The sequence below is a fragment of the Caulobacter zeae genome, assembly GCF_002858925.1.
Taxonomy (GTDB): Bacteria; Pseudomonadota; Alphaproteobacteria; order Caulobacterales; family Caulobacteraceae; genus Caulobacter; species Caulobacter zeae.
Genome location: NZ_PJRS01000015.1, coordinates 51,433 through 72,177 on the forward strand (window position 1 = coordinate 51,433; position 20,745 = coordinate 72,177).

Genomic DNA, 20,745 nt, shown 5'->3' on the forward strand with positions numbered 1-20,745 from the left:
CGGGGGGCGCGTTGGGGCATGAGTGAAATCGAAGCCAGATTGCGAGAAGCGGCGGCCGCCGTCGGTGTGGCCGAGCGGATCGAAGCGCTGCTGAAGAGCGTAGAGGAAGCTATCGAGGCCTATCCGGACGACGCCGACCCGCGTTACCTGACCCGGCTGATCGACCAGCGCACGGCCTTGCTGGAGCCCGATCTGCCGCTGATCGCGCGCATCGCCGTGCAGCTTTGCGAGAACGACGCCTCGCGCGCCGCCGTGCTTGGTCCGCCGCTCGCCACCGCCGCCACCGTCTGCCCGCTGATGAAGCCGGCGGTGAACCAGTTGCGCCGCCTGCTCGGCGAGACGGCCTGAGTCGGGCAAATCCTCGGCGTGATTGGATGCACGGGCCTGATTGCCTTCCGGCGAGGCCCGGACCTATAAGCCTCTCGAACTGCTGTCCGAGGAAGTCCATGAGCTCCGATTTCGCGGCTGCCCGCCTGAACATGGTGGAAAGCCAGATCCGCACCGCCGACGTGACCGACCTGCCGTTGCAGGACGCCCTGCGGGTGGTTCCGCGCGAGAACCTCGTGCCCGCAGGCAAGGCCTACCTGGCCTATGCCGACGCCGAGGTCGAATACGCTCCGGGCCGCACCCTGATGCGCCCGCGCGACATCGGCAAGCTGCTGCAGAACCTCAAGCCGCGCGCCGGCGAGAAGGCTCTGGCCATCGCCGCGCCCTACGCCGCCGTGGTTCTCGAGACCATGGGCCTTCAGGTCACCCGTCTCGACGGCGACGACCTGACGGCCGTTCAGGGCGGCGAGTACGACGTCATCGTCTGCGAGGGCGCCGTGCCGAAGGCCCCGGCGTCGTGGACGGGCGCCCTGGCCCTGAACGGCCGCCTGGGCGTCGTCGAGCGTGAAGGCCCGGTCGGCCGCGCCGCCATCTATGCCCGCGCCGAGGACGGCGTGGCCCGTCGCGCCGCCTTTGATTCGACCCCGTCGCTTCTGGCCGGCTTTCCGGTCGAGGCCGGTTTCGCGTTCTAGTCTTTTGAAAAATGGGCGTTCGGGTGCTGAACCCGCCCGGACGCTTCATTCAAGTCCTTGAAGCCAGGGATTGCTGCCCAGGGTTGGGTATTCCATCCAAGCTTGGCCGGGCCTAGTCTGGCGTCTTCGGTGACAAGCGCGCAAACTCCGCGTGAAAAAAGCTTAACTAGCGATGGTCCACGGTGGGCCTTACAGCGCTTGGGTGTAAAGCGCGGACTTCGCGTGTGTTGGGGAATGAGGGATGTCGAAGAGCCGTCGGGCCGGGTTGCTGGCCGCTGCTTGCTGCATGGGTTTTCTGGCCTCGGCGGCTAGCGCCGAGACCCTGACCGACGCGGTCGCCCTGGCCTACCAGACCAATCCCACCATCCAGCAGCAGCGCGCCGTGCAGCGCGCCGCCGACGAGGGCGTGGTCCAGGCCAAGACCGGATTCAGGCCGACCGTGGGCCTCGACGGCTCTATCTCGGGATCGCGCACCGATCTGGCCCACCCCCGCACGTCCGTGGTCGGCGGCCAGGTGGTGACCGGCGACGTCACCAAGTCCGCCTCCAGCGGCGCCACGCTTTCGCTGTCGCAGCCGCTCTACACGGGCGGCCAGGCCAGCGCCCGGCTGTCGGCCGCCGAAGCCGACGTGCTGGCCGGTCGCGAAGACCTGCGCGGCGTCGAGCAGGGCGTGCTGGCCAATGTCATCACCGCCTATGTCGATGTCCGCCGCGGCCAGGAAAGCCTGCGCATCGCCCAGGAGAACGTCAGCGTCCTGACCCGTCAGCTCGACGAGTCGAACGCCCGCTTCGAGGTCGGCGAGATCACCCGCACCGACGTCGCCCAGTCCCAGGCCCGTCTGGCCGCCGCCAAGGCCAGCCTGTCGTCGTCTCAGGCCAATCTGGCCGTCGCCCGCGCCAACTACGCCCAGGTCGTCGGCCAGAACCCGACCGATCTGGCGCCCGAGCCGTCGCTGGCCGAGTTGCTGCCGGCCTCTGTCGAGCAGGCTTTCGACGCCGCCGAGGCCAATAACCCGACGGTCCAGGCCGCCCGCTACAGCGAGCGGGCCGCTTCGGCGCGTGTCGCCCAGGCCAAGTCGGCCTACCTGCCCACCGTCTCGGCCGGGGCCAGCCTCGGCTACTCGGCCAACGAGGTGAACGGCGAGTACAAGCAGTTCGGCGAGTACGATCGCGCCATCAGCGGCTCGGTCACCGCCCGCGTGCCGCTGTTCACCGGCGGCCTCAACGCCTCGAACGTCCGCACCGCCAAGGAGCGCGAGAACGCCGCCCGCATCGCCGTCGAGGGCGCCAAGCGCAACGTGGTCCAGCAGGTCTCGGCCGCCTGGAGCACTCTGCTGGCCGCCCGCGCCAACCTCGTCTCCAACGAGGAGCAGGTGAGGGCGACCAAGATCGCCTTCGAGGGCGTGCGCCAGGAGCAGCAGGTCGGCCTGCGCACCACGCTGGACGTGCTGAACGCCCAGCAGGAGCTGCGCGCCGCCGAGCTGGCGCTCGTTACCGCCCGTCGCGACGAATATGTCGCCAGCGCCGGCGTCCTGCAGGCCATGGGCGCGCTTGATGTCGCCAAGCTGGCGCCCAGCGTCGAGCGCTACGATCCGAAGACCTCGTATGATCGCGTGGTCAATTCGGGCTGGGTGCCGTGGGAGCCGCTGGTGCGGACCATCGACAAGGTCGCCTCGCCGGCGATCGCGACCTCGCCCGGCGGCAAGTAATCTCGTCCAACTTCAGGACGAATCAACGCGGCGCGAATCCTTGGCTTGCTTAAGCCGTGCAAGTCTGCACCATCGGCGGCACGCGTCTTGCGAGAGGCGCAAGGATTCGTAGCCCTTTCAAGACGGCCCAGCCCACATGTCCGACCAGAGCTCCCAAGAACCGACGATGGAGGAGATCCTCGCCTCGATCAGGCGGATCATCTCCGAAGACGACGCTCCGGCCGCCGAAGCGGCGCCGCCGCCTGCGCCTGCGCCCGAGCCGGTTCCCGAGCCCGAGCCGCTGATCGAGGACGACGTCCTCGAGCTGACCGACCCGATCGAGCCGCCGGCCCCGGTCGAGACGCTCGGCGACCTCGACCTCTACACCCCCGAGCCCGAACCGGAGCCGGCCTATGAGCCGCCCCCGCCGCCGCCGGAACCCGCCTACAGCCCCCCGCCGGTGTTCAACCGCGACGAAGTGGCCGAGACTCTGGTCGGCGACCACGCCGCGGGCCTGGCCGCCAGCGCCTTCGGCAGCCTGAGCTCGGCCCTGCTGATGCCGGCCAACGGCCGTACGCTGGAAGACGTCGTGCGCGAGCTGCTGCGCCCGCTGCTGAAAGAGTGGCTGGACCAGAACCTGCCGCGTATCGTCGAGAACAAGGTCGAGGAAGAGGTCCACCGGATCTCGCGCGGCCGCGGCGTATGACATCGGCGTCGGGTCGCCCTTAAGCGGCCTTCGACGCCCGGACTTTGAAAAGGCGGTCGCGCTCGCGGCCGCCTTTTCCCGTTCAAAATCCCCGATAATCCCGTCGCCCGGTTTCGCCCGGCGGCCGCAGATGGCATATCCCCTCCGCCATGCTTGAAAAGACCTTCGATCCCAAAGCCGTCGAACCGCGCCTGTACGAAGCCTGGGAGGCCTCCGGGGCCTTCAAGCCGTCCGAGGATCCGAACGCCGAGCCGTTCGTCATCGTGATCCCGCCGCCGAACGTCACGGGCAGCCTTCACATCGGTCACGCCCTGAACAACACGCTGCAGGACGTGCTGACCCGCTTTCACCGGATGCGCGGCAAGGCCGCCCTGTGGCTGCCGGGCACCGACCACGCCGGCATCGCCACCCAGATGGTCGTCGAGCGCCAGCTGGCCGCCGCCGGCAACATCGGCCGCCGCGACATGGGCCGGGAGGCCTTCGTCGAGAAGGTGTGGGAGTGGAAGGCCGAAAGCGGCGGGGCGATCACCAACCAGCTGCGCCGCCTGGGCGCCAGCTGCGACTGGTCGCGCGAGCGCTTCACCCTGGACGACGGCCTGTCGGCCGCCGTCCGCAAGGTCTTCGTCCAGCTGCACAAGCAGGGCCTGCTGTATCGCGACAAGCGGCTCGTGAACTGGGATCCGCAGTTCCAGACCGCCATCTCCGACCTCGAGGTCGAGCAGAAGGAGGTCGACGGCGCCTACTGGCACTTCGCCTATCCTCTGGCCGACGGCGTGACCTACCAGCACCCCGTCGAGTTCGACGACGAGGGCAAGCCGACCCAATATGAGACACGCGACTACATCGTCGTGGCTACCACCCGTCCCGAAACGATGCTGGGCGACACGGGCGTGGCCGTCCATCCGTCGGACGAGCGCTACAAGGACCTGGTCGGCAAGGACGTCGTCCTGCCGATCGTCGGCCGCCGCATCCCGATCGTCGCCGACGACTACGCCGACCCGACCAAGGGCTCGGGCGCGGTGAAGATCACCCCGGCCCACGACTTCAACGACTTCCAGGTCGGCAAGCGCGCCGGCCTGCCGTCGATCAACATCCTGACCCCGGAAGCCAAGCTCAACGACGCCGTCCCGGCCGAGTACCAGGGCATGGACCGCTTCGCCGCGCGCAAGGCCATCGTCGCCCGCGCCGAGGAAGAGGGCTGGCTGAAGGAGATCGAGAAGACCAGGCACATGGTCCCGCACGGCGACCGTTCGGGCGTGGTCATCGAGCCCTACCTGACCGACCAGTGGTACGTCGACGCCTACACCCTGGCCCAGCCGGCCCTGAAGGCCGTCGAGAACGGCGACACCGTCTTCGAGCCGAAGCACTGGGAGAAGACCTACTTCGAGTGGCTGCGCAACATCGAGCCCTGGTGCGTCTCGCGCCAGCTCTGGTGGGGCCACCGCATCCCGGCCTGGTTCGGCCCGGAGATTGATGAGCTCGGCAACCCTGTTGTCTCGGCTGAGCGGCCGTTCGTCGCCGAAACGGAAGAAGAGATCATCGCCGAAGCGAAGGCCTTCTATGGCGACAGGCCGATCAAGATCGTGTCGGTTGCCGACCTCACGGCTGCCTACGAGACTGAGCCGGGCACGATCCATCTGTATCGCGACGAAGACGTCCTCGACACTTGGTTCAGCTCGGCCCTGTGGCCGTTCTCGACCCTGGGCTGGCCGGAAAAGACCCCGGACGTCGCTCGCTTCTATCCGACCAGCACCCTGGTCACGGGCTTTGACATCATCTTCTTCTGGGTCGCCCGGATGATGATGATGGGCATCCACTTCATGGGTGAAGCCCCGTTCAAGCAGGTGTTCATCAACGCCCTCGTCCGTGACGAGAAGGGCGCCAAGATGAGCAAGTCCAAGGGCAACGTCATCGACCCGCTGGCCCTGATCGACGAGCTGGGCTGCGACGCCGTGCGCTTCACCCTGACGGCCATGTCGGGCCAGGCGCGCGACATCAAGCTGTCGAAGCAACGCATTGAAGGCTATCGCAACTTCGGCACCAAGCTGTGGAACGCCACGCGCTTCGCCCAGATGAACGGCTGCGTCCGCGTCGAGGGCTTCGACCCGGCGTCGGTGACCCAGCCGCTCAACAAGTGGATCCGCGGCGAGGTCGTCAAGACGCTCGGCGAAGTCACCAAGGCCTTCGAGGCCCCGGCCTTCGACGAAGGCGCCAGCGCGCTCTACCGCTTCATCTGGAACGTGTTCTGCGACTGGTACCTGGAACTGGCCAAGCCGGTGCTCAATGGCGAGGACGAGGCTGCCAAGGCCGAGACCCGCGCCATGACCGCCTGGGTGCTCGACCAGATCCTGATCCTGCTGCACCCGGTGATGCCGTTCATCACCGAGGAGCTGTGGGACAAGACGGCCGAGGAGGGCGGTCCGGCTCGCGACGCCATGCTGATCTCCACCCGCTGGCCGGAAATGCCGGAAAGCTGGATCGACGCCGAGGCCGCCGCCGAGATCGGCTGGCTGGTCGACACCGTCGGCGAGATCCGCTCGCTGCGCGCCGAGATGAACGTGCCGCCGTCGGCCAAGCCGGCCCTGGCCGTGGTCGGGGCGGGCGAGGGCACGCTGGGCCGCCTGGAGCGCCAGCGCGACCTCTTGGTCAGTCTGGCCCGTCTGGGCGAGGTCGCCATCGCCGACGCCGCGCCCGCCGGCACGGCGCCGGTGGTGATGGGCGAAGCCACGGGCGCCCTGGGCGTCGCCGAGTTCATCGACGTCGCCGCCGAAAAGGCCCGCCTGACCAAGGAGATCGCCGGCCACGTGTCGGAGATCGAAAAGACCGGCAAGAAGCTCGGCAACCCCGACTTCCTGGCCCGCGCCAAGCCCGAGGTCGTCGAGGAAAACCGCGAACGCCTCGCCGAGGCAGAAGCAGCGAAAGCCAAGCTGGAAGCCGCGCTCGGTCGTCTCGCGGCGATGGGGTGACAAAAACCCTCCCCCTGATGGGGGAGGTGGCCGCGAAGCGGTCGGAGGGGGAAGTGTCAGCGGCGGCAGGGCCTTCCCCCTCCGTCGCCTGACGGCGCTGCCTCCCCCTTCAGGGGGAGGGTCTCTCCCAACTAAACATTGTTCCCCTATCGTCCAAACGACCGTTTACATCGGCCGTGCGGGCGTGCTTACTCGACGGAAACGCGCCGCTTGAACGAGCGCGATCGACACCGGGAGAGTAACGAATGACCCAGGCCGCTCACGCGCCCAACCCCGTCCCATGGCCGGCCATGTCGGTGAAGCAGGCCTACGCCCTGATCACCGCGCCAGGATCGGTCGGCGAGATGGAGGAGGTCGAGATCCGCGGCGTGCCGACCCGCACCTGGAAGAACCTCCCGCCCACACTGCGCCACACCTTGCAGGTCGGCCGCACCCACGGCGACAAGATCTATCTCGTCCACGAGGACGAGCGGGTCAGCTTCGAGGCCTTCTATCGCGCCGTGACGGCCTTCGCCGCCGAGCTGGAGGCCAAGGGGGTCAAGAAGGGCGACCGGGTGGCCCTGATTATGCGCAACCTGCCCGAATGGCCTGTGGCCTTCTATGCGGGCCTGTCGATCGGCGCGATCCTCACCCCGCTGAACGCCTGGTGGACCGGGCCCGAGCTGGAATACGGCCTCACCGACTCCGGCGCCTCGGTGGCGGTGATGGACGTCGAGCGCTTCGAGCGCCTGGCCGAGCACTTCGACAACTGCCCCGAGCTCAAGCGCGTCTATGTCTCGCGCAGCAAGGAAGACATCGCCCATCCCTATGTCACGCGCCTCGAAAGCGTGATCGGCTGCCCCAACGACTGGATCAAGCTGGAGGAGCGCCCGCTCTCGACCGTCGAGCTGGGCCCGGAAGACGACGCGACGATCTTCTACACCTCCGGCACCACCGGAAAGCCCAAGGGGGCGCTAGCCACCCATCGGGCGGTCAACAGCAACATCTTCGCCGCCGCCGCCGCTTCCGCCCGCAGTTTCCTGCGCCGGGGCGAAGCGCCGCCCCAGCCCGATCCCAGCCTGCCGCAGAAGGGCGCCCTGATCTCGGTGCCGTTCTTCCACGCCACCGGCTGTTTCGCGGTGATGAACCCCTCGCTGTTCGGCGGGGCCAAGATGGCCATGATCCGCAAGTGGGATCCCGAAAAGGCCATGCAGCTGATCCAGGACGAGAAGCTGACCCAGATGGGCGGCGTGCCGACCATCGCCTGGCAGATCATCGAGCATCCCAGCCGCGACAGGTACGACCTGTCCTCGCTGGAGGCCGTGGCCTATGGCGGCGCGCCCTCGGCGCCGGAACTGGTGCGCAAGATCAAGGAGATCTGGCCAAAATCCTCGCCCGGCAACGGCTGGGGCATGACCGAGACCTCGGCCACGGCCACGTCCAACTCGGCCGAGGACTACGAGAACCGCCCCGAAAGCTGCGGTCCGGCCGTGCCGGTCACCGACCTGAAGATCATGACCCTGGAAGCCCCCTACGAGGAGCTGCCGATCGGCTCGGTCGGCGAGCTGTGGTGCAAGGGTCCGCAGGTGGTGAAGGGCTACTGGAACAAGCCCGAGGCCACGGCCCAGACCTTCATCGACGGCTGGGTGCGCACCGGCGATCTCGCCCGTCTGGACGAAGAGGGCTTCTGCTACATCATCGACCGGGCCAAGGACATGCTGATCCGTGGCGGCGAGAACATCTACTGCATCGAGGTCGAGAACGTCCTCTACGACCACCCGGCGGTGATGGACGCCGCCCTGGTCGGCGTCGAGCACAAGACCCTGGGCGAGGAGCCGGCCGCCGTCGTCACCCTCAAGCCCGGCGCGACCGCCACCGAAGACGAACTGCGCGCCTTTGTCGCCGACCGCCTGGCCGCCTTCAAGGTGCCCGTGAAGGTGATCTTCTGGCCCGAGACCCTGCCTCGCAACGCCAACGGGAAGATCCTGAAGACCGAACTGAAGAAGGTCTTCGTGACGGGGTGAGGGCGTTCTTGGTCCTCCCCCTGAAGGGGGAGGTGGCCCGAAGGGCCGGAGGGGGAAGTTCCCGCAAGGCCTGCGACAGCTCCAAAGCCAGCAGTCCCTTCCCCCTAAGTCGCTCCGCGACAGCTCCCCCTTCAGGGGGAGCGTCTTGAAGGACGGGCCGCAGGGGTGGGCGCCGCCAGACGGTCCAGATCCACCAACGCCCTCAGAATCCTTGACATAAACGCCCCCGCATGCGCCTTTCCGCGCCTTGCAAATCAACGCGTTTCGAAGCCTTTCATGACCACGATGCACGCCTATCGCACCCATAACTGCGGCGCTCTTCGGGCCAGCGACACCAACGCCAATGTGCGTCTGTCGGGCTGGATCCACCGCAAGCGCGACCACGGCGGCCTGGTCTTCATCGACCTGCGCGACCACTACGGCCTGACCCAGCTGGTCCTGCACCCCGAAACCCCCGGCTTCGCCATCGTCGAGCGCCTGCGCGCCGAGAGCGTCATCCGCGTCGACGGCGTCGTGATCGCCCGTGACGCCGCCGTGGTGAACCCCAACCTGCCGACCGGCGAGATCGAGATCCGCGTCACCGACGTCGAAGTGCTCTCGACCGCCGACGAGCTGCCGCTGCCGGTCTTTGGCGAGCCGGACTATCCCGAAGAGATCCGCCTCAAGCACCGCTATCTCGACCTGCGCCGTGAGACCCTGCACAAGAACATCGTGCTGCGCTCGCGCGTGATCCAGTCGATCCGCAACCGCATGTTCGCCCAGGGCTTCAACGAGTTCCAGACGCCGATCCTGACGGCGTCGTCGCCGGAAGGCGCGCGCGACTTCCTGGTGCCCTCGCGCCTGCACCCCGAGAAGTTCTATGCGCTTCCCCAAGCGCCCCAGCAGTTCAAGCAGCTGCTGATGGTCTCGGGCTTCGACCGCTACTTCCAGATCGCCCCGTGCTTCCGCGACGAAGATCTGCGCGCCGACCGCTCGCTCGAGTTCTACCAACTCGATGTCGAGATGAGCTTCGTGACGCAGGAAGACGTGTTCGCGGCCATCGAGCCGGTGATGCACGGCGTCTTCGAGGAGTTCTCGAACGGCAAGCCGGTCTCGCCGATCAGCGAGACCCACACCTTCACCAACGACTTTGGCCAGGCCTTCGAGCACAAGGGCTTCGAGCGCCTGACCTACGCCCAGTCGATGGCCTGGTACGGCAGCGACAAGCCCGACCTGCGCAACCCGATCAAGATGGCCGACGTCTCCGAGCACTTCCGTGACGGCGGCTTTGGCCTGTTCGCCAAGATCCTCGTCGCCGACGCCAAGAACGCCATCTGGGCCATCCCGGCCCCGACCGGCGGTTCGCGCGCCTTCTGCGACCGCATGAACAGCTGGGCCCAGGGCGAAGGCCAGCCGGGCCTCGGCTACGTGTTCTGGTCGGAAGACCAGGGCGGCTGGGGCGGCCCGATCGCCAAGAACCTGGGTGAACCGACCCAGGCCCTGATGGAAAGCCTGGGCCTGGGCGCCGGCGACGCCGCCTTCTTCGTGGCCGGCGATCCGGCCGTGTTCGCCAAGTTCGCGGGCCTGGCCCGCACCCGCGTCGGCACGGAGCTGAAGCTGGTCGCCGAAGAGCAGTTCAAGTTCTGCTGGATCGTCGACTTCCCGATGTTCGAATGGAACGAGGACGAGAAGCGCGTCGACTTCTCGCACAACCCGTTCTCGATGCCGCAGGGCGGTCTGGAGGCCCTGGAAGGCCAGGACCCCCTGACCATCCGCGCCTACCAGTACGACATCGTCTGCAACGGCTACGAGCTGTGCTCGGGCGCGATCCGGAACCACAAGCCCGAGATCATGCTCAAGGCTTTCGAGCTCGCCGGCTACGGCCCCGAAGTGGTCGAGGAGCAGTTCGGCGGCATGCTGAACGCCTTCCGCTTCGGCGCCCCGCCGCACGGCGGCCTGGCCCCCGGCATCGACCGCATCGTCATGCTGCTGGCCGAGCAGGTCGCCATCCGCGAGGTCATCGCCTTCCCGCTGAACCAGCAGGGCCAGGACCTGCTGATGAACGCGCCGGCGAACGTGCTCGACAAGCAGCTCAAGGAGCTGCACATCCGCACGGCTCCCCCGATCAAGGTCTAAGGACCTGGCGGCAAGCGCCTGAAAGACAAAGCCCTCCGGCCGCTCGGCTCGGAGGGCTTTTTCGTGTTATGGTGCCGCTGTCGGGGGTGCGCCCTGGGAGGGTTCCCGATGTTCAGGACCGCGTTCGCAATGTGCCTCTGCCTGTCGGTCGCGACGGGCGCCTACGCCGCTTCCCCGCCGACCATGGCGGACCAGAAAGCCATCGATAGCGCCATGTCGGCCGCGCCGCCGGCGTTGGCCAAGGACGCGGCGATCATGACCTTCGCCGCCGACGGCTCGATGCGCCACCTGCGCGACGGGACCAACGGCTACACTTGCATGCCCGACATCCCGACGACGCCCGGCGTCGACCCGATGTGCGCCGACGCCAACGCCATGGAATGGGCCATGGCCATGTTCGGCCGCAAGCCGCCGCCGGAAGGCAAGCCGGGCTTCATCTACATGCTGATGGGCGGCTCGGATCCCAGCAACCTCGACCCCTACGCCACCAAGCCGATGGACGGTCACGACTGGGTCAAGACCGGTCCGCACGTGATGGTCGTCGGCGCGCCGGGCATGCTGGCCGGCTATCCGGGCGGCGCGCGGCCGGACACCTCGAAGCCCTATGTCATGTTCCCCGACACGCCCTATGCGCACCTGATGCTGCCGGTGCGCTGAGCTCGCCAGCTCAGCGGCAGCGGGGGATCGACAGGCCGCGCGGCAGGGTCGTCGAGGGATCGCCACAGGCCCGGTTCAGCTGGGCTTGGGTGAGGCCGCTCGCGCGGTCCATCTCGGCCCCCGAGAAGTTGACGCCCGACAGGTTGGCCTGCGCGAAGCTCGCGCCTTCCAGATAGGCGCCGACGAAGGTGGCGTTGGTCAGGTCTGCCTTGGCGAAATTGGCGCCGCCGAACACGCCGCCATAGGCGTTGACGTCGCGCAGGTCGCCGCCGGCGAAGCGCGTGCGGCCCATCACCGCCAACGACAGGTCGGCCTGGCGCAGGCGGGCGCCGGATAGGTTCTTGGCCCGCAGGGTCAGGCCCGACAGGTCGGCCTGGAACAGGTTGCAGCGCGGGCAGTCGGCGCCGCGACGCACGCTGGCGATCTGGCCGGCGTTCTGCGCCAAGGCGGGACCGGCCAAGGCCAGGGTCGACAGCACTGCGGCGGCGAGAAGGGCCAGCGGTTTCATTTCGGCACGCGTCCTTGGCGATGGAAAGGGCGGGATACGGGACTCGCCGCGATCACAGCAAGTCCCGCGCCGGAAACTCAGCCGCGCGGCGAGGGCCGCTCGGCCTGGCCGTTGCAGCTTTCGCAGACCACCAGGCCGCCCTTGCGGCTCAGGGCCACGTCGCCGCAGGCCGGGCAGATGTCGGCCTGGTCGGCGGGCGCGCCGGTCTTGGCGGCGTCGTCCTTGCGGCGACCAAAGGCGGCGAAGACCAGGTTGTCGGGCGTGGCGCCGCGCGAGAAGCCCTTGGAGATGAACTTTGAAGCCGGCAGCGGCGCTGGCTCCTCGGCCTCGTCCTCGACGTCGTCGGCCTTGCCGCGTCCCAGGCCGTCGGCGTTGAACTCCTGCGGGTCGCCGTTGGCCAGGTCGTCGCGACCCAGGTACGAAACCCCCAGTTCGCGGAAGATGTAGTCGAGGATCGAGGTCGCCGACTTGATCGAGTCGTTGCCCGTCACCGGACCGGCCGGCTCGAACTTGGTGAAGACGTAGGCGTCGACGAACTCGTCCAGCGGCACGCCGTATTGCAGGCCGATCGAGATTGCGATGGCGAAGTTGTTCATCAACGACCGGAAGGCGGCGCCTTCCTTGTGCATGTCGATGAAGATCTCGCCGACCTCGCCGTCCTCGTACTCGCCGGTGTGCAGATAGACCTTGTGGCCGCCGACGGCCGCCTTCTGGATGTAACCCTTGCGGCGGTCTGGCAGCTTGCGGCGTTCGCGCTGACGCTCGACGACCTTCTCGACCACGCGCTCGGTGACGATCGCCTCGGGAGGCCTGGCGCGCGGCGCTTCGGTCGGAGCCTCGGGCAGGTCGAGGGCAAAGTCGGCCGGCGCCGGAGCGCGCGACAGCTTCAGGGCGCGGACGCCGGCGCGGGCGGCCGAGGCCTGCAGGCGCAGCAGGTCGGCCGGACGGGCGTCGAACGCCGCGACCAGGGCCAGCGGCTGCGGCGCGCAGGCAAAGGCCTCGACGGCGGCGGTGAAGGCGATGCGATCGGCCAGGACCGGCGCTTCGAAGGCGCGAAGCAGGTCTCTGGTTTCGGCAGGCAAGGCCGGAGAATCGGACAGTCGGCCGGACCCGACCGCATGGGCCTGGGCCTCGGCGATGGCGTCAGGGGTGAAGCCGGCCAAGGCCAGGGTGTCGAAAGCCGGATCGGCCAGGCTCTCGCGGGAAGCGCCCAGGACGTCGCCGATGAAGTCGGCGCCGACAACGGCCGGGGCGAAAGCGGCGCGCAGGTCGCCGCTGGCCCGTAGGGCGGCCTCGGCGAGGGCGATCTCGTGGTCGGTGAAGCCGACGGCTGTCAGGGCGCGGTGATCGATGCCTGGCGCCTCTTCCAGCGAACCGGTCCCCAGCGCGTGCACCCGCACCGCGTCCAGGTCGACATCGATCGACTGCAGGGCGGCCTGGCCGGCGCCGGAAAGCTGCGGCACGGCGACGCCGTCGCTGGTTTCCGAGGCCTGGACCAGGCTCCAATTGGCGTCGAGGCCGGGACGGGCGCCCAGGCGAAGGGCGGTCTCGGCGTCCTCGAAGGCGGCCACGACGCCCGTTCCGCGCAGGCCATAGGCCTGGACGGCGGCGAGGGCGGCCTGCAGGGCCGCGGCGGCTTCCGCCGCCAGAGCGCCGCTCAGCGTCGCGGCGGTCGCTGCGCGCTTGGCGAGATCGACGATGATCCGGTCGGCCTCGGCCTTGTAGCTCTCGGCGGCTCCCAGTGCTTGCGCGACCGAGGCGGAGGCGGCCAGCGCCTCGCCGGCGGTCATCGCCCAGAGCGCGGCGGCGGCGTCGCGTCCCGCGTCGTCGGCGGGCGACAGGCCCTGGGCCAGCAGCCAGTCGCCGACGCCGGCCAGGCCGAGCGTGACGCCGCGGTCCGCAGGGCGTTCGAGCTCGAGGGCGACGGTCCAGAGGCGTACGGCATGGCGGAACGAGGCTACGTCGAAGCCATCCGCGCCGAGGAAGGCGGCGGCGTTGACGGCCGCCCGGGCGCTCGCGCCGACGGCCAGGGCTTCGGCGTCGGCGGGCGACAGGGCCAGCACGACGCCCCCGGTCTCCCAGCTGGCGCGGGCGGCGAGGGCGGCGAACTCGTCGCCGGCCGCCACGTCGGCCGGTTCCGCCAGCGCCAGCAGCGGCGCGATCGGCGCCGGCGCAACGGCGGCGGCGGAGGAGAAGCCCGGAGCGCCCGCCGAAGCCACGGCGTCGGCGATGCTGGCGTCGCTGGCGCCGGCGGCGCGGGCTTTCTGGGCGGCGCGGGCCAGGGCGACGTTACGGGCAGGGTCCGAGCAGGCGCGGGCGTCGCCTTCGCAGCGCAGGACCGCGTCGGAAACCGCCGTCAGGGCGGCTTCCAGCTTGGCGGCGGCCTCGCGGGCCAGGCGATCGGCGCGGGCGCGGCCTACGTGCTCGGCGGCGGCGGCGCGGAATTCGATGGCCGAGACATGCAGCGGCGCGGGCAGGGCGGGCGCCGGGCCGGCGGGCGCGGCATAGCCGGCCAGCATGCTGTCGACCAGATCGGCGGCGAAGGCGCGGGCGTCGGCCTCAGAGGCGAAGAGCCCGGCCTCGCGGCCGGCCTTGGTCAGCCGGGCGGCGTGGCGCTCCAGCGCGCCGTCGAGGGGGCTTTCAGGATCGGGCTGCCCCGGGGTGGCCCAGTCCAGCCAGGCCTCGACGCGGGCGTCGGGCCAGCCGAGCGGCGCCAGGGTTTCGACGAAGCGGTTGGGCCGCTCGATCTCGCGCAGGTCGGATTCCGGCGCGTGTCCGGCGAAGAGTCGTTCAAAGCGCATGGGCCGATTCCGCGGCGGGTGCTTCGTCATAGTGTCAACCCTAAACCGGAGGTCGGTAACCATCAATAGATGTTGGGTCTGTGGGGTATGCTGTCCACAACATCTTGAAGCACGGTTCGGTGACGGCTTTGCTGGACGCTGAGGGCGCGGCGACCTATAGTCCGCCCGCTTCGCGCCGCGCTTTTTCGGTCGCGAAGGCCTTTGCTAGATTGGGTGCCGCGCAGTGCTGAAAGCGATCTTCACGTGGTGGAACGGGGTGACCATCGGTCAGCGTTTCCACATTTCCCGCCGGGGCGTGTTCGTTGGTCAAGACGAGTTCGGCAACCGCTACTTCGAAGCGCGCGACAACAAGGACAGCTACGACGACCGCAAGCGTCGCTGGGTGATCTATGACGGCTACGCCGAAGCCTCGAAGGTTCCGCCCGATTGGAGCGGCTGGCTGCACTACACCTTCGACGAGCCGCCGACCCAGGCGCCGCTGCCGCGTCGTGCGTGGGAGAAGGATCACCTGCCGAACCTGACCGGCACCGTCCACGCCTGGCGTCCGAAGGGCGCCATCGGCCGCGGCGGCGAGCGCGCCGTCGCCACCAGCGACTACCAGTCCTGGTCGCCGGAATAAGATGAGCCTCAAGCGGCGCAGCCTGCAGGGCGCGGCGATCCTGGTCGCCGCGGTTCCGTTCGCCGTCGGCGCCGCCTGGGCGCTGCAGGCCGCTCCGCAACAGGCGCGGCCCGCGCAGCAGGCTCCGGCCGCCGCGACGCCGCCCTCGGCCCAGCCCGCGCCGGTCGCCCCGGCGCCCAAGCCCGTTCAGCAGCCGGCGCCGTCCAACGCCGCGCCGCCGCCGGAACCGGCCCCGCCGCCCGCGGCCGACCCCGTTCCCGCCAAGCCGGTCGCCACCGCGCCGGCCAAGCCCGCCGAACCCGCCAAGCGCGACCGCTATGGCGTGGCCATCATCCAGGCGCTGGACAAGGTCACGACCGAGACCATGCGGTTCGAGGTCCCGGTGGGCCAGCCGATCCGCTACAAGACGCTGGTCTTCACGGCGCGGGCCTGCGAGGTCACCGCCGCCGACGAGCTGGCGCCCGACCAGATCGCCTACCTGACCATCGACACCCAGCCGAAAGCCCTGCCTGGGCGCGCCGCGCCGGCCGGACGGCAGGTGTTCAAGGGCTGGATGTACGCCAGCTCGCCGGGCCTGAACCCGCTCGAGCATCCGGTCTATGACGCCTGGCTGATCGCCTGCAAGACGTCGGCTCCGGTCGCCGCCGGCCCCAGCAAGTAGAAATCCGACTCGGCCGTCAGGGCCTTGGCGAGCCGGCGCTTGTAGTCGGCGCGCGAGATCTCGACCGTGCCGAACTGCGCCAGGTGGTCGGTGATGAACTGGGTGTCGAGCAGCTTGTAGCCGCCGACATTCAGGCGGCCGACCAGGTGCACCAGCGCCACCTTGCTGGCGTCGCGGGCGGTCGAGAACATGCTTTCGCCGAAGAAGGCGCTGCCCAGCGAGACGCCGTAGAGCCCGCCGACCAGCTCGCCGTCCTTCCAGCACTCGACGCTGTGGGCGCGGCCGGCGGCGTAGAGCATGCCGTACATCTTCTGGATCGGAGCGTTGATCCAGGTCTCCAGGCGACCAGGACGCGAGGAAGCGCAGGCCTCGACCACGGCGTCGAAGGCGGTGTCTACGCGCACCTCGAAGGGCTCGGACCGCACGGTGCGGGCCAGGCGCCTTGGGATGTGCATGGCGTCGAGCGGCAGGACGCCGCGCCACTGCGGATCGATGAGGAAGAGGCGTTCGTCATGGCGCGCGTCGGCCATAGGGAAGACGCCGCGTTCGTAGCAGGCGACGAGATCGTCGAGGCCGAAGGCGTCGTCCATGCGCGTCAGTGGGTTCCGATCGTCTCAGTCGGCCCCGGAAGGGTTCCGGGGCCGACCAAGATAAGGCCTTAGCCCTGCGACTTGATCCAGCGTTCCAGCCAGTGGATGTCGTAGTCGCCGGCCAGGATGTCGGGCTGAACCAGGAGGTCCTGGAACAGCGGGATCGTGGTCTCGACGCCGCCGACGACCATTTCGCCCAGGCAGCGCTTGAGGCGCGCGATGCACTCGGCGCGGTCGCGGCCGTGGACGATCAGCTTGCCGATCAGGCTGTCGTAGTACGGCGGGATCGCGTAGCCGGTGTAGATCGCCGAATCCAGGCGCACGCCCAGGCCGCCCGGCGCGTGGAAGTCCGTCACCGTGCCCGGCGAGGGCGTGAAGGTGCGGGCGTTCTCGGCGTTGATGCGGCATTCGATGGCATGGCCCTCGAACACGACGTCTTCCTGGGTGAACGACAGCGGCAGGCCCGCGGCGATGCGGATCTGCTCGCGCACCAGATCGATGCCGGTGATGGCTTCGGTGACCGGATGCTCCACCTGCAGGCGGGTGTTCATCTCGATGAAGAAGAACTCGTCGTTCTCCCACAGGAACTCGATGGTGCCGACGCCGAGGTAGCCGATGGCCTTGACCGCATCGACGACGATCTTGCCGATCTTGGCGCGACCCTCGGCCGACAGGGCGGGCGAGGGGGCTTCTTCCAGCACCTTCTGGTGGCGGCGTTGCAGCGAGCAGTCGCGTTCGCCCAGGTGCACCACGTTGCCGTGGCTGTCGGCGATGACCTGAAGCTCGATGTGGCGCGGCTTCTGGAGGTAGCGCTCCATGTAGACCGTGTCGTCGCCGAAGGCGGCGCGGGCTTCAGCGCGGGCGGTGGAGACCGCTTCGGCGAGGTCCTCACGGGTCTGGGCGACCTTCATGCCGCGACCGCCGCCGCCGGCGGCGGCCTTGATCAGCACCGGGAAGCCGATCTTGTCGGCGGCCGCGAAGGCCTCTTCCTCGGTCGACACGCCGCCGTCCGAGCCGGGAACGACCGGGATGCCGGCGTCCTTCACGGCCTGCTTGGCGGTGATCTTGTCGCCCATCATCCGGATGTGCTCGGGCTTCGGGCCGATGAAGGTGAAGCCGTGCGCGCCGACGATCTCGGCGAAGCGCGCGTTCTCCGACAGGAAGCCGTAGCCCGGGTGTATGCCTTGCGCGCCCGTGATCTCGGCCGCGGCGATGATCGACGGGATGTTGAGGTAGCTCTTGGCGGCCGGGGCGGGGCCGATGCAGACGCTTTCGTCGGCCAGGCGCACCCACATCGAGTTGCGGTCGGCCTCGGAATGGACCGCCACGGTGGCGATGCCCATTTCCTTGCAGGCGCGGTGAACGCGGAGCGCGATCTCGCCCCGGTTCGCGATGAGGATCTTGTCGAACATCGCGCTTACTCGATGATGACCAGCGGCTCGCCGAACTCGACCGGCTGGGCGTCGCTGATCAGGATCTCGACGACCTTGCCGCCCTTGGGCGCGGCGATCGGGTTCATGGTCTTCATGGCTTCGACGATCAGCAGGGTCTGGCCGGCGTTGACGGTGTCGCCGACCTTGATGAAGGCGTCGGCGCCGGGCTGCGGCGAGAGGTAGGCGGTGCCGACCATCGGCGACTTCACGGCGTCACCGCGAACGGCGGCCGGGGCGGCGGCGGGAGCCTCGACGGCGGGCGCAGCGGCCGGAGCCGGGGCGGCGACCGGCGCGGCCACGGCGGCCGGAGCGGCGACGTAGGTGGTCGGGGCGACGGTCAGTTCACGGGCGACGCGGATCTTCAGGCCGCCGTGCTCGACCTCGATCTCGGTCAGGCCGGTGTCCTTGAGGATATCGGCCAGCTTGCGGACCAGGCGGGCGTCGATCGACGGGGTTTCGGCCGTCTCGGCGGGGGCCTTCGGATTAGACATTGAAGCTTACCTTATCAGTTGGGGCCGGGGCGCGGACGTCAGTCGACGCTGATCAGTCCGGCGGCGGCCTCGATGGCCAGTTCATAGCTTGCGGCGCCGAAGCCGGAGACCAGGCCGGTCGCCGCGAGCGAAACGAAGGTGTGGCGGCGGAACTCCTCCCGCGCCGCAGGGTTCGACAGGTGACACTCGATGACCGGGATATTCAAGGTCTTCAAGGCGTCGAGGAGGGCGATGGAGGTATGTCCATAACCCGCCGGATTGATCACGAGCGCGCTGGCCTCGGTGCGGGCTTCCTGCACCCAGTCGATCAGCACGCCTTCGTGATTGCTCTGCCGGAACACGACGGAAAGCCCCCTGGCCGCGGCCCGCGCCTCGCAGCGCACGCGCACGTCATCCAGGGTGTCCTTGCCGTAGATCTCGGGCTCCCGCGTTCCCAACAGGTTGAGATTGGGCCCGCTCAGCACATGGATCGGTTTGACCATTCGGCTCCGCCGTCGATTCCGGAGGTCTTGTATAGCCGGTTCCGCCGCGTCACAAGCAGGGCTCGCTTCGGAGGTGAGATGAGACTTCTACTGAACGGCGAAGACCGCCAATTCGACGGCGTCGCCAGCATCGCGGACCTGGTGGCCGCCCTGGGCCTGGACGCGCGCAAGGTGGCGGTCGAACGCAACCTCGAGATCGCGCCGCGCTCTCTGTACGCCGACACCGCGCTGGCGGATGGGGATCGCATCGAGATCGTGACGTTTATCGGCGGCGGGTGAGCCCACTGGGGACCTCCCCCTGTGGGGGAGGCGATCGCGTCAGCGATCGGTGGGGGGAGCTGGTGATGAGTTTCCGACGCCTTGAGAGCTGAAACCGCCCCCCTCCGTCCGCTTCGCGGACACCTCCCCCAGAGGGGGAGGATCTTTGGGCGTGGCTTTGCGATCTCGCGCCTTGGCTGCGAGTTGATCGAAGGGGTGCGGGGCGCCCGGGCGACGCCCGGAAGCTGTTTTCAGCAAGTTACCGTTTCGACGAAGCCGAGCGCTCCGCGCCGCCGTTTTCCATCAGCCTCCGGCCGGCGGCGCTGTTGACGCCTTGCCGGAGCGCGCCCGCCGGTTTCCCGGAAGGCGCGCCGCGGGGCGGGGATGTCCTGGGTAGGAGCGTCTCGCCCGTTTGTCCCCGACGAAGCCGACGGCGGGCGGGCCTGGCCAGCGCCAGGTCCCCGAGCGTCCGGTTTTCCCGACCGGACTCTTTCCCGCTCGACTGCATCCCGCCGCCGCATGGTCGCTGGCCGTGCGCCCCTTCGGTGCGGCGAGATGGGTAGAGTGTACAGTGGGTCTGAGCGCGTCTGATCGGCGGGCTTGAGAAAGTTACAAGCGTTTGTATTGGTTCAGGAGTTTTTGGCGAATGCCGGGGATCGACGCTGCTCTATCCCCGTAAGCCCTTCCAACTCCTCCCCCGTTTCTCGGGGGAGGAGTTGGCTCTCCGATCGCACAAGCGCCTCTACGGATTTGAAACCCAGGCTGCCCAGGCGTAAACCGGCCGCATGAACGCGCACGTCTCCCCCGAATCCGCCGCGCCGGCCGACTCCGCCGACGAAACCTGGACCGTCGCTGGCCGCACCTTCCGCTCGCGCCTGATCGTGGGCACGGGCAAGTACAAGGACTATGCGACCAACGCCGCCGCCGCCCGCGCGGCCGGGGCCGAGATCGTCACCGTGGCCGTGCGCCGCGTGAACCTGACCGATCCGAGCCAGCCGCTGCTGGTCGACTACATCAAGCCGACCGAGTTCACCTATCTCCCCAACACGGCGGGTTGCTTTACGGGTGAGGACGCCGTGCGCACCCTGCGCCTGGCCCGCGAGGCCGGCGGCTGGGACCTGGTCAAGCTGGAGGTCCTGTCGGATCCCAAGACCCTGTTCCCGGACATGGAAGAGACCCTGCGCTCGCTGAAGCTGCTGGTCGCCGACGGCTTCCAGGTGATGGTCTACTGCTCTGACGACCCCGTCTACGCCAAGAAGCTGGAAGAGGCCGGCGCCGTGGCGATCATGCCGCTGGGCGCGCCGATCGGCTCGGGCCTGGGCATCCAGAACCGCGTCAACCTGCGGATCATCGTCGAGAACGCAGGCGTGCCTGTGCTGGTCGACGCCGGCGTCGGCACGGCCTCGGACGCGGCGATCGGCATGGAGCTGGGCTGCGACGCCATCCTGATGAACACCGCCATCGCCGAGGCCAAGGACCCGATCCGCATGGCCAAGGCCATGAAGCACGCGGTGATCGCCGGTCGCGAGGCTTATCTGGCCGGCCGGATGCAGAAGCGCCTGTATGCGGATCCCAGCTCGCCGCTGGCGGGGCTGATCTAGCGTTCCAAATCTCGTCATCCCGGAAACGGCGAAGCCGTTATCCGGCGACTGTGTTGGGTCAAGGCTGTTTGAGCCAGGGCTGGCCGGCCTTGAGCATGCTGTTGGCGGCGACGACGAGCTTCCTGGCGATGGCGACGAGGGCGACCTT

At 68.8% G+C, this 20,745-nt stretch carries 18 protein-coding genes; 12 read left to right on the top strand and 6 right to left on the bottom strand.

Annotation, left to right across the window (positions count from 1 at the left end; all coding sequences use genetic code 11):
- Positions 1 to 18: 18 nt before the first annotated feature.
- From SGCZBJ_RS07610 to SGCZBJ_RS07645, 8 genes are all read left to right on the top strand, one after another.
- A complete protein-coding gene (locus SGCZBJ_RS07610; protein WP_133149210.1) occupies positions 19 to 348 on the top strand; it encodes a hypothetical protein in 330 nt (109 codons plus the stop codon).
- Between the two features lie 98 nt (positions 349 to 446).
- On the top strand, positions 447 to 1,019 hold the full coding sequence (locus tag SGCZBJ_RS07615; protein ID WP_101717424.1) for a protein-L-isoaspartate O-methyltransferase family protein: 573 nt from the start codon (positions 447 to 449) through the stop codon (positions 1,017 to 1,019).
- A gap of 241 nt (positions 1,020 to 1,260) precedes the next feature.
- The gene (locus tag SGCZBJ_RS07620; RefSeq protein ID WP_101717425.1) at positions 1,261 to 2,727 is read left to right on the top strand and encodes a TolC family outer membrane protein; all 1,467 of its coding nucleotides are present in this window, start codon (positions 1,261 to 1,263) and stop codon (positions 2,725 to 2,727) included.
- A gap of 136 nt (positions 2,728 to 2,863) precedes the next feature.
- Positions 2,864 to 3,412: a pole-organizing protein PopZ gene (popZ, locus tag SGCZBJ_RS07625; protein ID WP_101717426.1), complete on the top strand. Its 549-nt coding sequence runs from the start codon at positions 2,864 to 2,866 to the stop codon at positions 3,410 to 3,412.
- 149 nt (positions 3,413 to 3,561) lie between these two features.
- Complete coding sequence (locus SGCZBJ_RS07630) at positions 3,562 to 6,378, top strand: valine--tRNA ligase (protein ID WP_101717427.1); 2,817 nt, start codon at positions 3,562 to 3,564, stop codon at positions 6,376 to 6,378.
- A 245-nt stretch (positions 6,379 to 6,623) separates the two neighbouring features.
- The gene (locus tag SGCZBJ_RS07635; protein WP_101717428.1) at positions 6,624 to 8,381 is read left to right on the top strand and encodes a class I adenylate-forming enzyme family protein; all 1,758 of its coding nucleotides are present in this window, start codon (positions 6,624 to 6,626) and stop codon (positions 8,379 to 8,381) included.
- Positions 8,382 to 8,657: 276 nt separating this feature from the next.
- Positions 8,658 to 10,496, top strand: a complete 1,839-nt coding sequence (gene aspS, locus SGCZBJ_RS07640) for an aspartate--tRNA ligase (protein ID WP_101717429.1) — start codon at positions 8,658 to 8,660, stop codon at positions 10,494 to 10,496.
- Between the two features lie 108 nt (positions 10,497 to 10,604).
- Entirely contained in the window at positions 10,605 to 11,153 is a 549-nt protein-coding gene (locus SGCZBJ_RS07645; RefSeq protein ID WP_101717430.1) for a hypothetical protein, read from the top strand.
- 10 nt (positions 11,154 to 11,163) lie between these two features.
- Here the strand turns inward: SGCZBJ_RS07645 and SGCZBJ_RS07650 are convergent, their stop codons facing one another.
- Complete coding sequence (locus tag SGCZBJ_RS07650; RefSeq protein WP_101717431.1) at positions 11,164 to 11,661, bottom strand: pentapeptide repeat-containing protein; 498 nt, start codon at positions 11,659 to 11,661, stop codon at positions 11,164 to 11,166.
- A 77-nt stretch (positions 11,662 to 11,738) separates the two neighbouring features.
- The gene (locus tag SGCZBJ_RS07655) at positions 11,739 to 14,462 is read right to left on the bottom strand and encodes a TSCPD domain-containing protein (protein ID WP_101717432.1); all 2,724 of its coding nucleotides are present in this window, start codon (positions 14,460 to 14,462) and stop codon (positions 11,739 to 11,741) included.
- Positions 14,463 to 14,685: 223 nt separating this feature from the next.
- Here SGCZBJ_RS07655 and SGCZBJ_RS07660 point away from each other — a divergent pair, with 223 nt between their 5' ends.
- On the top strand, positions 14,686 to 15,081 hold the full coding sequence (locus tag SGCZBJ_RS07660; protein WP_101717433.1) for an NADH:ubiquinone oxidoreductase subunit NDUFA12: 396 nt from the start codon (positions 14,686 to 14,688) through the stop codon (positions 15,079 to 15,081).
- A 1-nt stretch (position 15,082) separates the two neighbouring features.
- The gene (locus SGCZBJ_RS07665; RefSeq protein ID WP_101717434.1) at positions 15,083 to 15,742 is read left to right on the top strand and encodes a DUF2155 domain-containing protein; all 660 of its coding nucleotides are present in this window, start codon (positions 15,083 to 15,085) and stop codon (positions 15,740 to 15,742) included.
- Here the strand turns inward: SGCZBJ_RS07665 and aat are convergent.
- The 4 genes from aat to SGCZBJ_RS07685 form a co-directional block, all read right to left on the bottom strand.
- On the bottom strand, positions 15,679 to 16,332 hold the full coding sequence (aat, locus tag SGCZBJ_RS07670; protein WP_101717435.1) for a leucyl/phenylalanyl-tRNA--protein transferase: 654 nt from the start codon (positions 16,330 to 16,332) through the stop codon (positions 15,679 to 15,681). The two genes, SGCZBJ_RS07665 and aat, sit on opposite strands and share 64 nt — an antisense overlap.
- Before the next feature lie 68 nt (positions 16,333 to 16,400).
- Complete coding sequence (gene accC, locus SGCZBJ_RS07675) at positions 16,401 to 17,744, bottom strand: acetyl-CoA carboxylase biotin carboxylase subunit (protein WP_101717436.1); 1,344 nt, start codon at positions 17,742 to 17,744, stop codon at positions 16,401 to 16,403.
- A 5-nt stretch (positions 17,745 to 17,749) separates the two neighbouring features.
- Positions 17,750 to 18,256 carry an acetyl-CoA carboxylase biotin carboxyl carrier protein gene (accB, locus tag SGCZBJ_RS07680; RefSeq protein ID WP_101717437.1) on the bottom strand — a complete coding sequence of 169 codons (507 nt, stop codon included), beginning with the start codon at positions 18,254 to 18,256 and terminating at the stop codon, positions 17,750 to 17,752.
- A 38-nt stretch (positions 18,257 to 18,294) separates the two neighbouring features.
- Positions 18,295 to 18,738: a type II 3-dehydroquinate dehydratase gene (locus tag SGCZBJ_RS07685; protein ID WP_058346515.1), complete on the bottom strand. Its 444-nt coding sequence runs from the start codon at positions 18,736 to 18,738 to the stop codon at positions 18,295 to 18,297.
- 78 nt (positions 18,739 to 18,816) lie between these two features.
- Between SGCZBJ_RS07685 and thiS the strand changes: the two genes are divergently transcribed.
- Together thiS and SGCZBJ_RS07695 are read left to right on the top strand one after the other, a co-directional pair.
- On the top strand, positions 18,817 to 19,017 hold the full coding sequence (gene thiS / locus SGCZBJ_RS07690) for a sulfur carrier protein ThiS (RefSeq protein ID WP_058346516.1): 201 nt from the start codon (positions 18,817 to 18,819) through the stop codon (positions 19,015 to 19,017).
- Positions 19,018 to 19,781: 764 nt separating this feature from the next.
- On the top strand, positions 19,782 to 20,597 hold the full coding sequence (locus tag SGCZBJ_RS07695; RefSeq protein ID WP_101717438.1) for a thiazole synthase: 816 nt from the start codon (positions 19,782 to 19,784) through the stop codon (positions 20,595 to 20,597).
- The last annotated feature ends 148 nt before the right edge of the window (positions 20,598 to 20,745 follow it).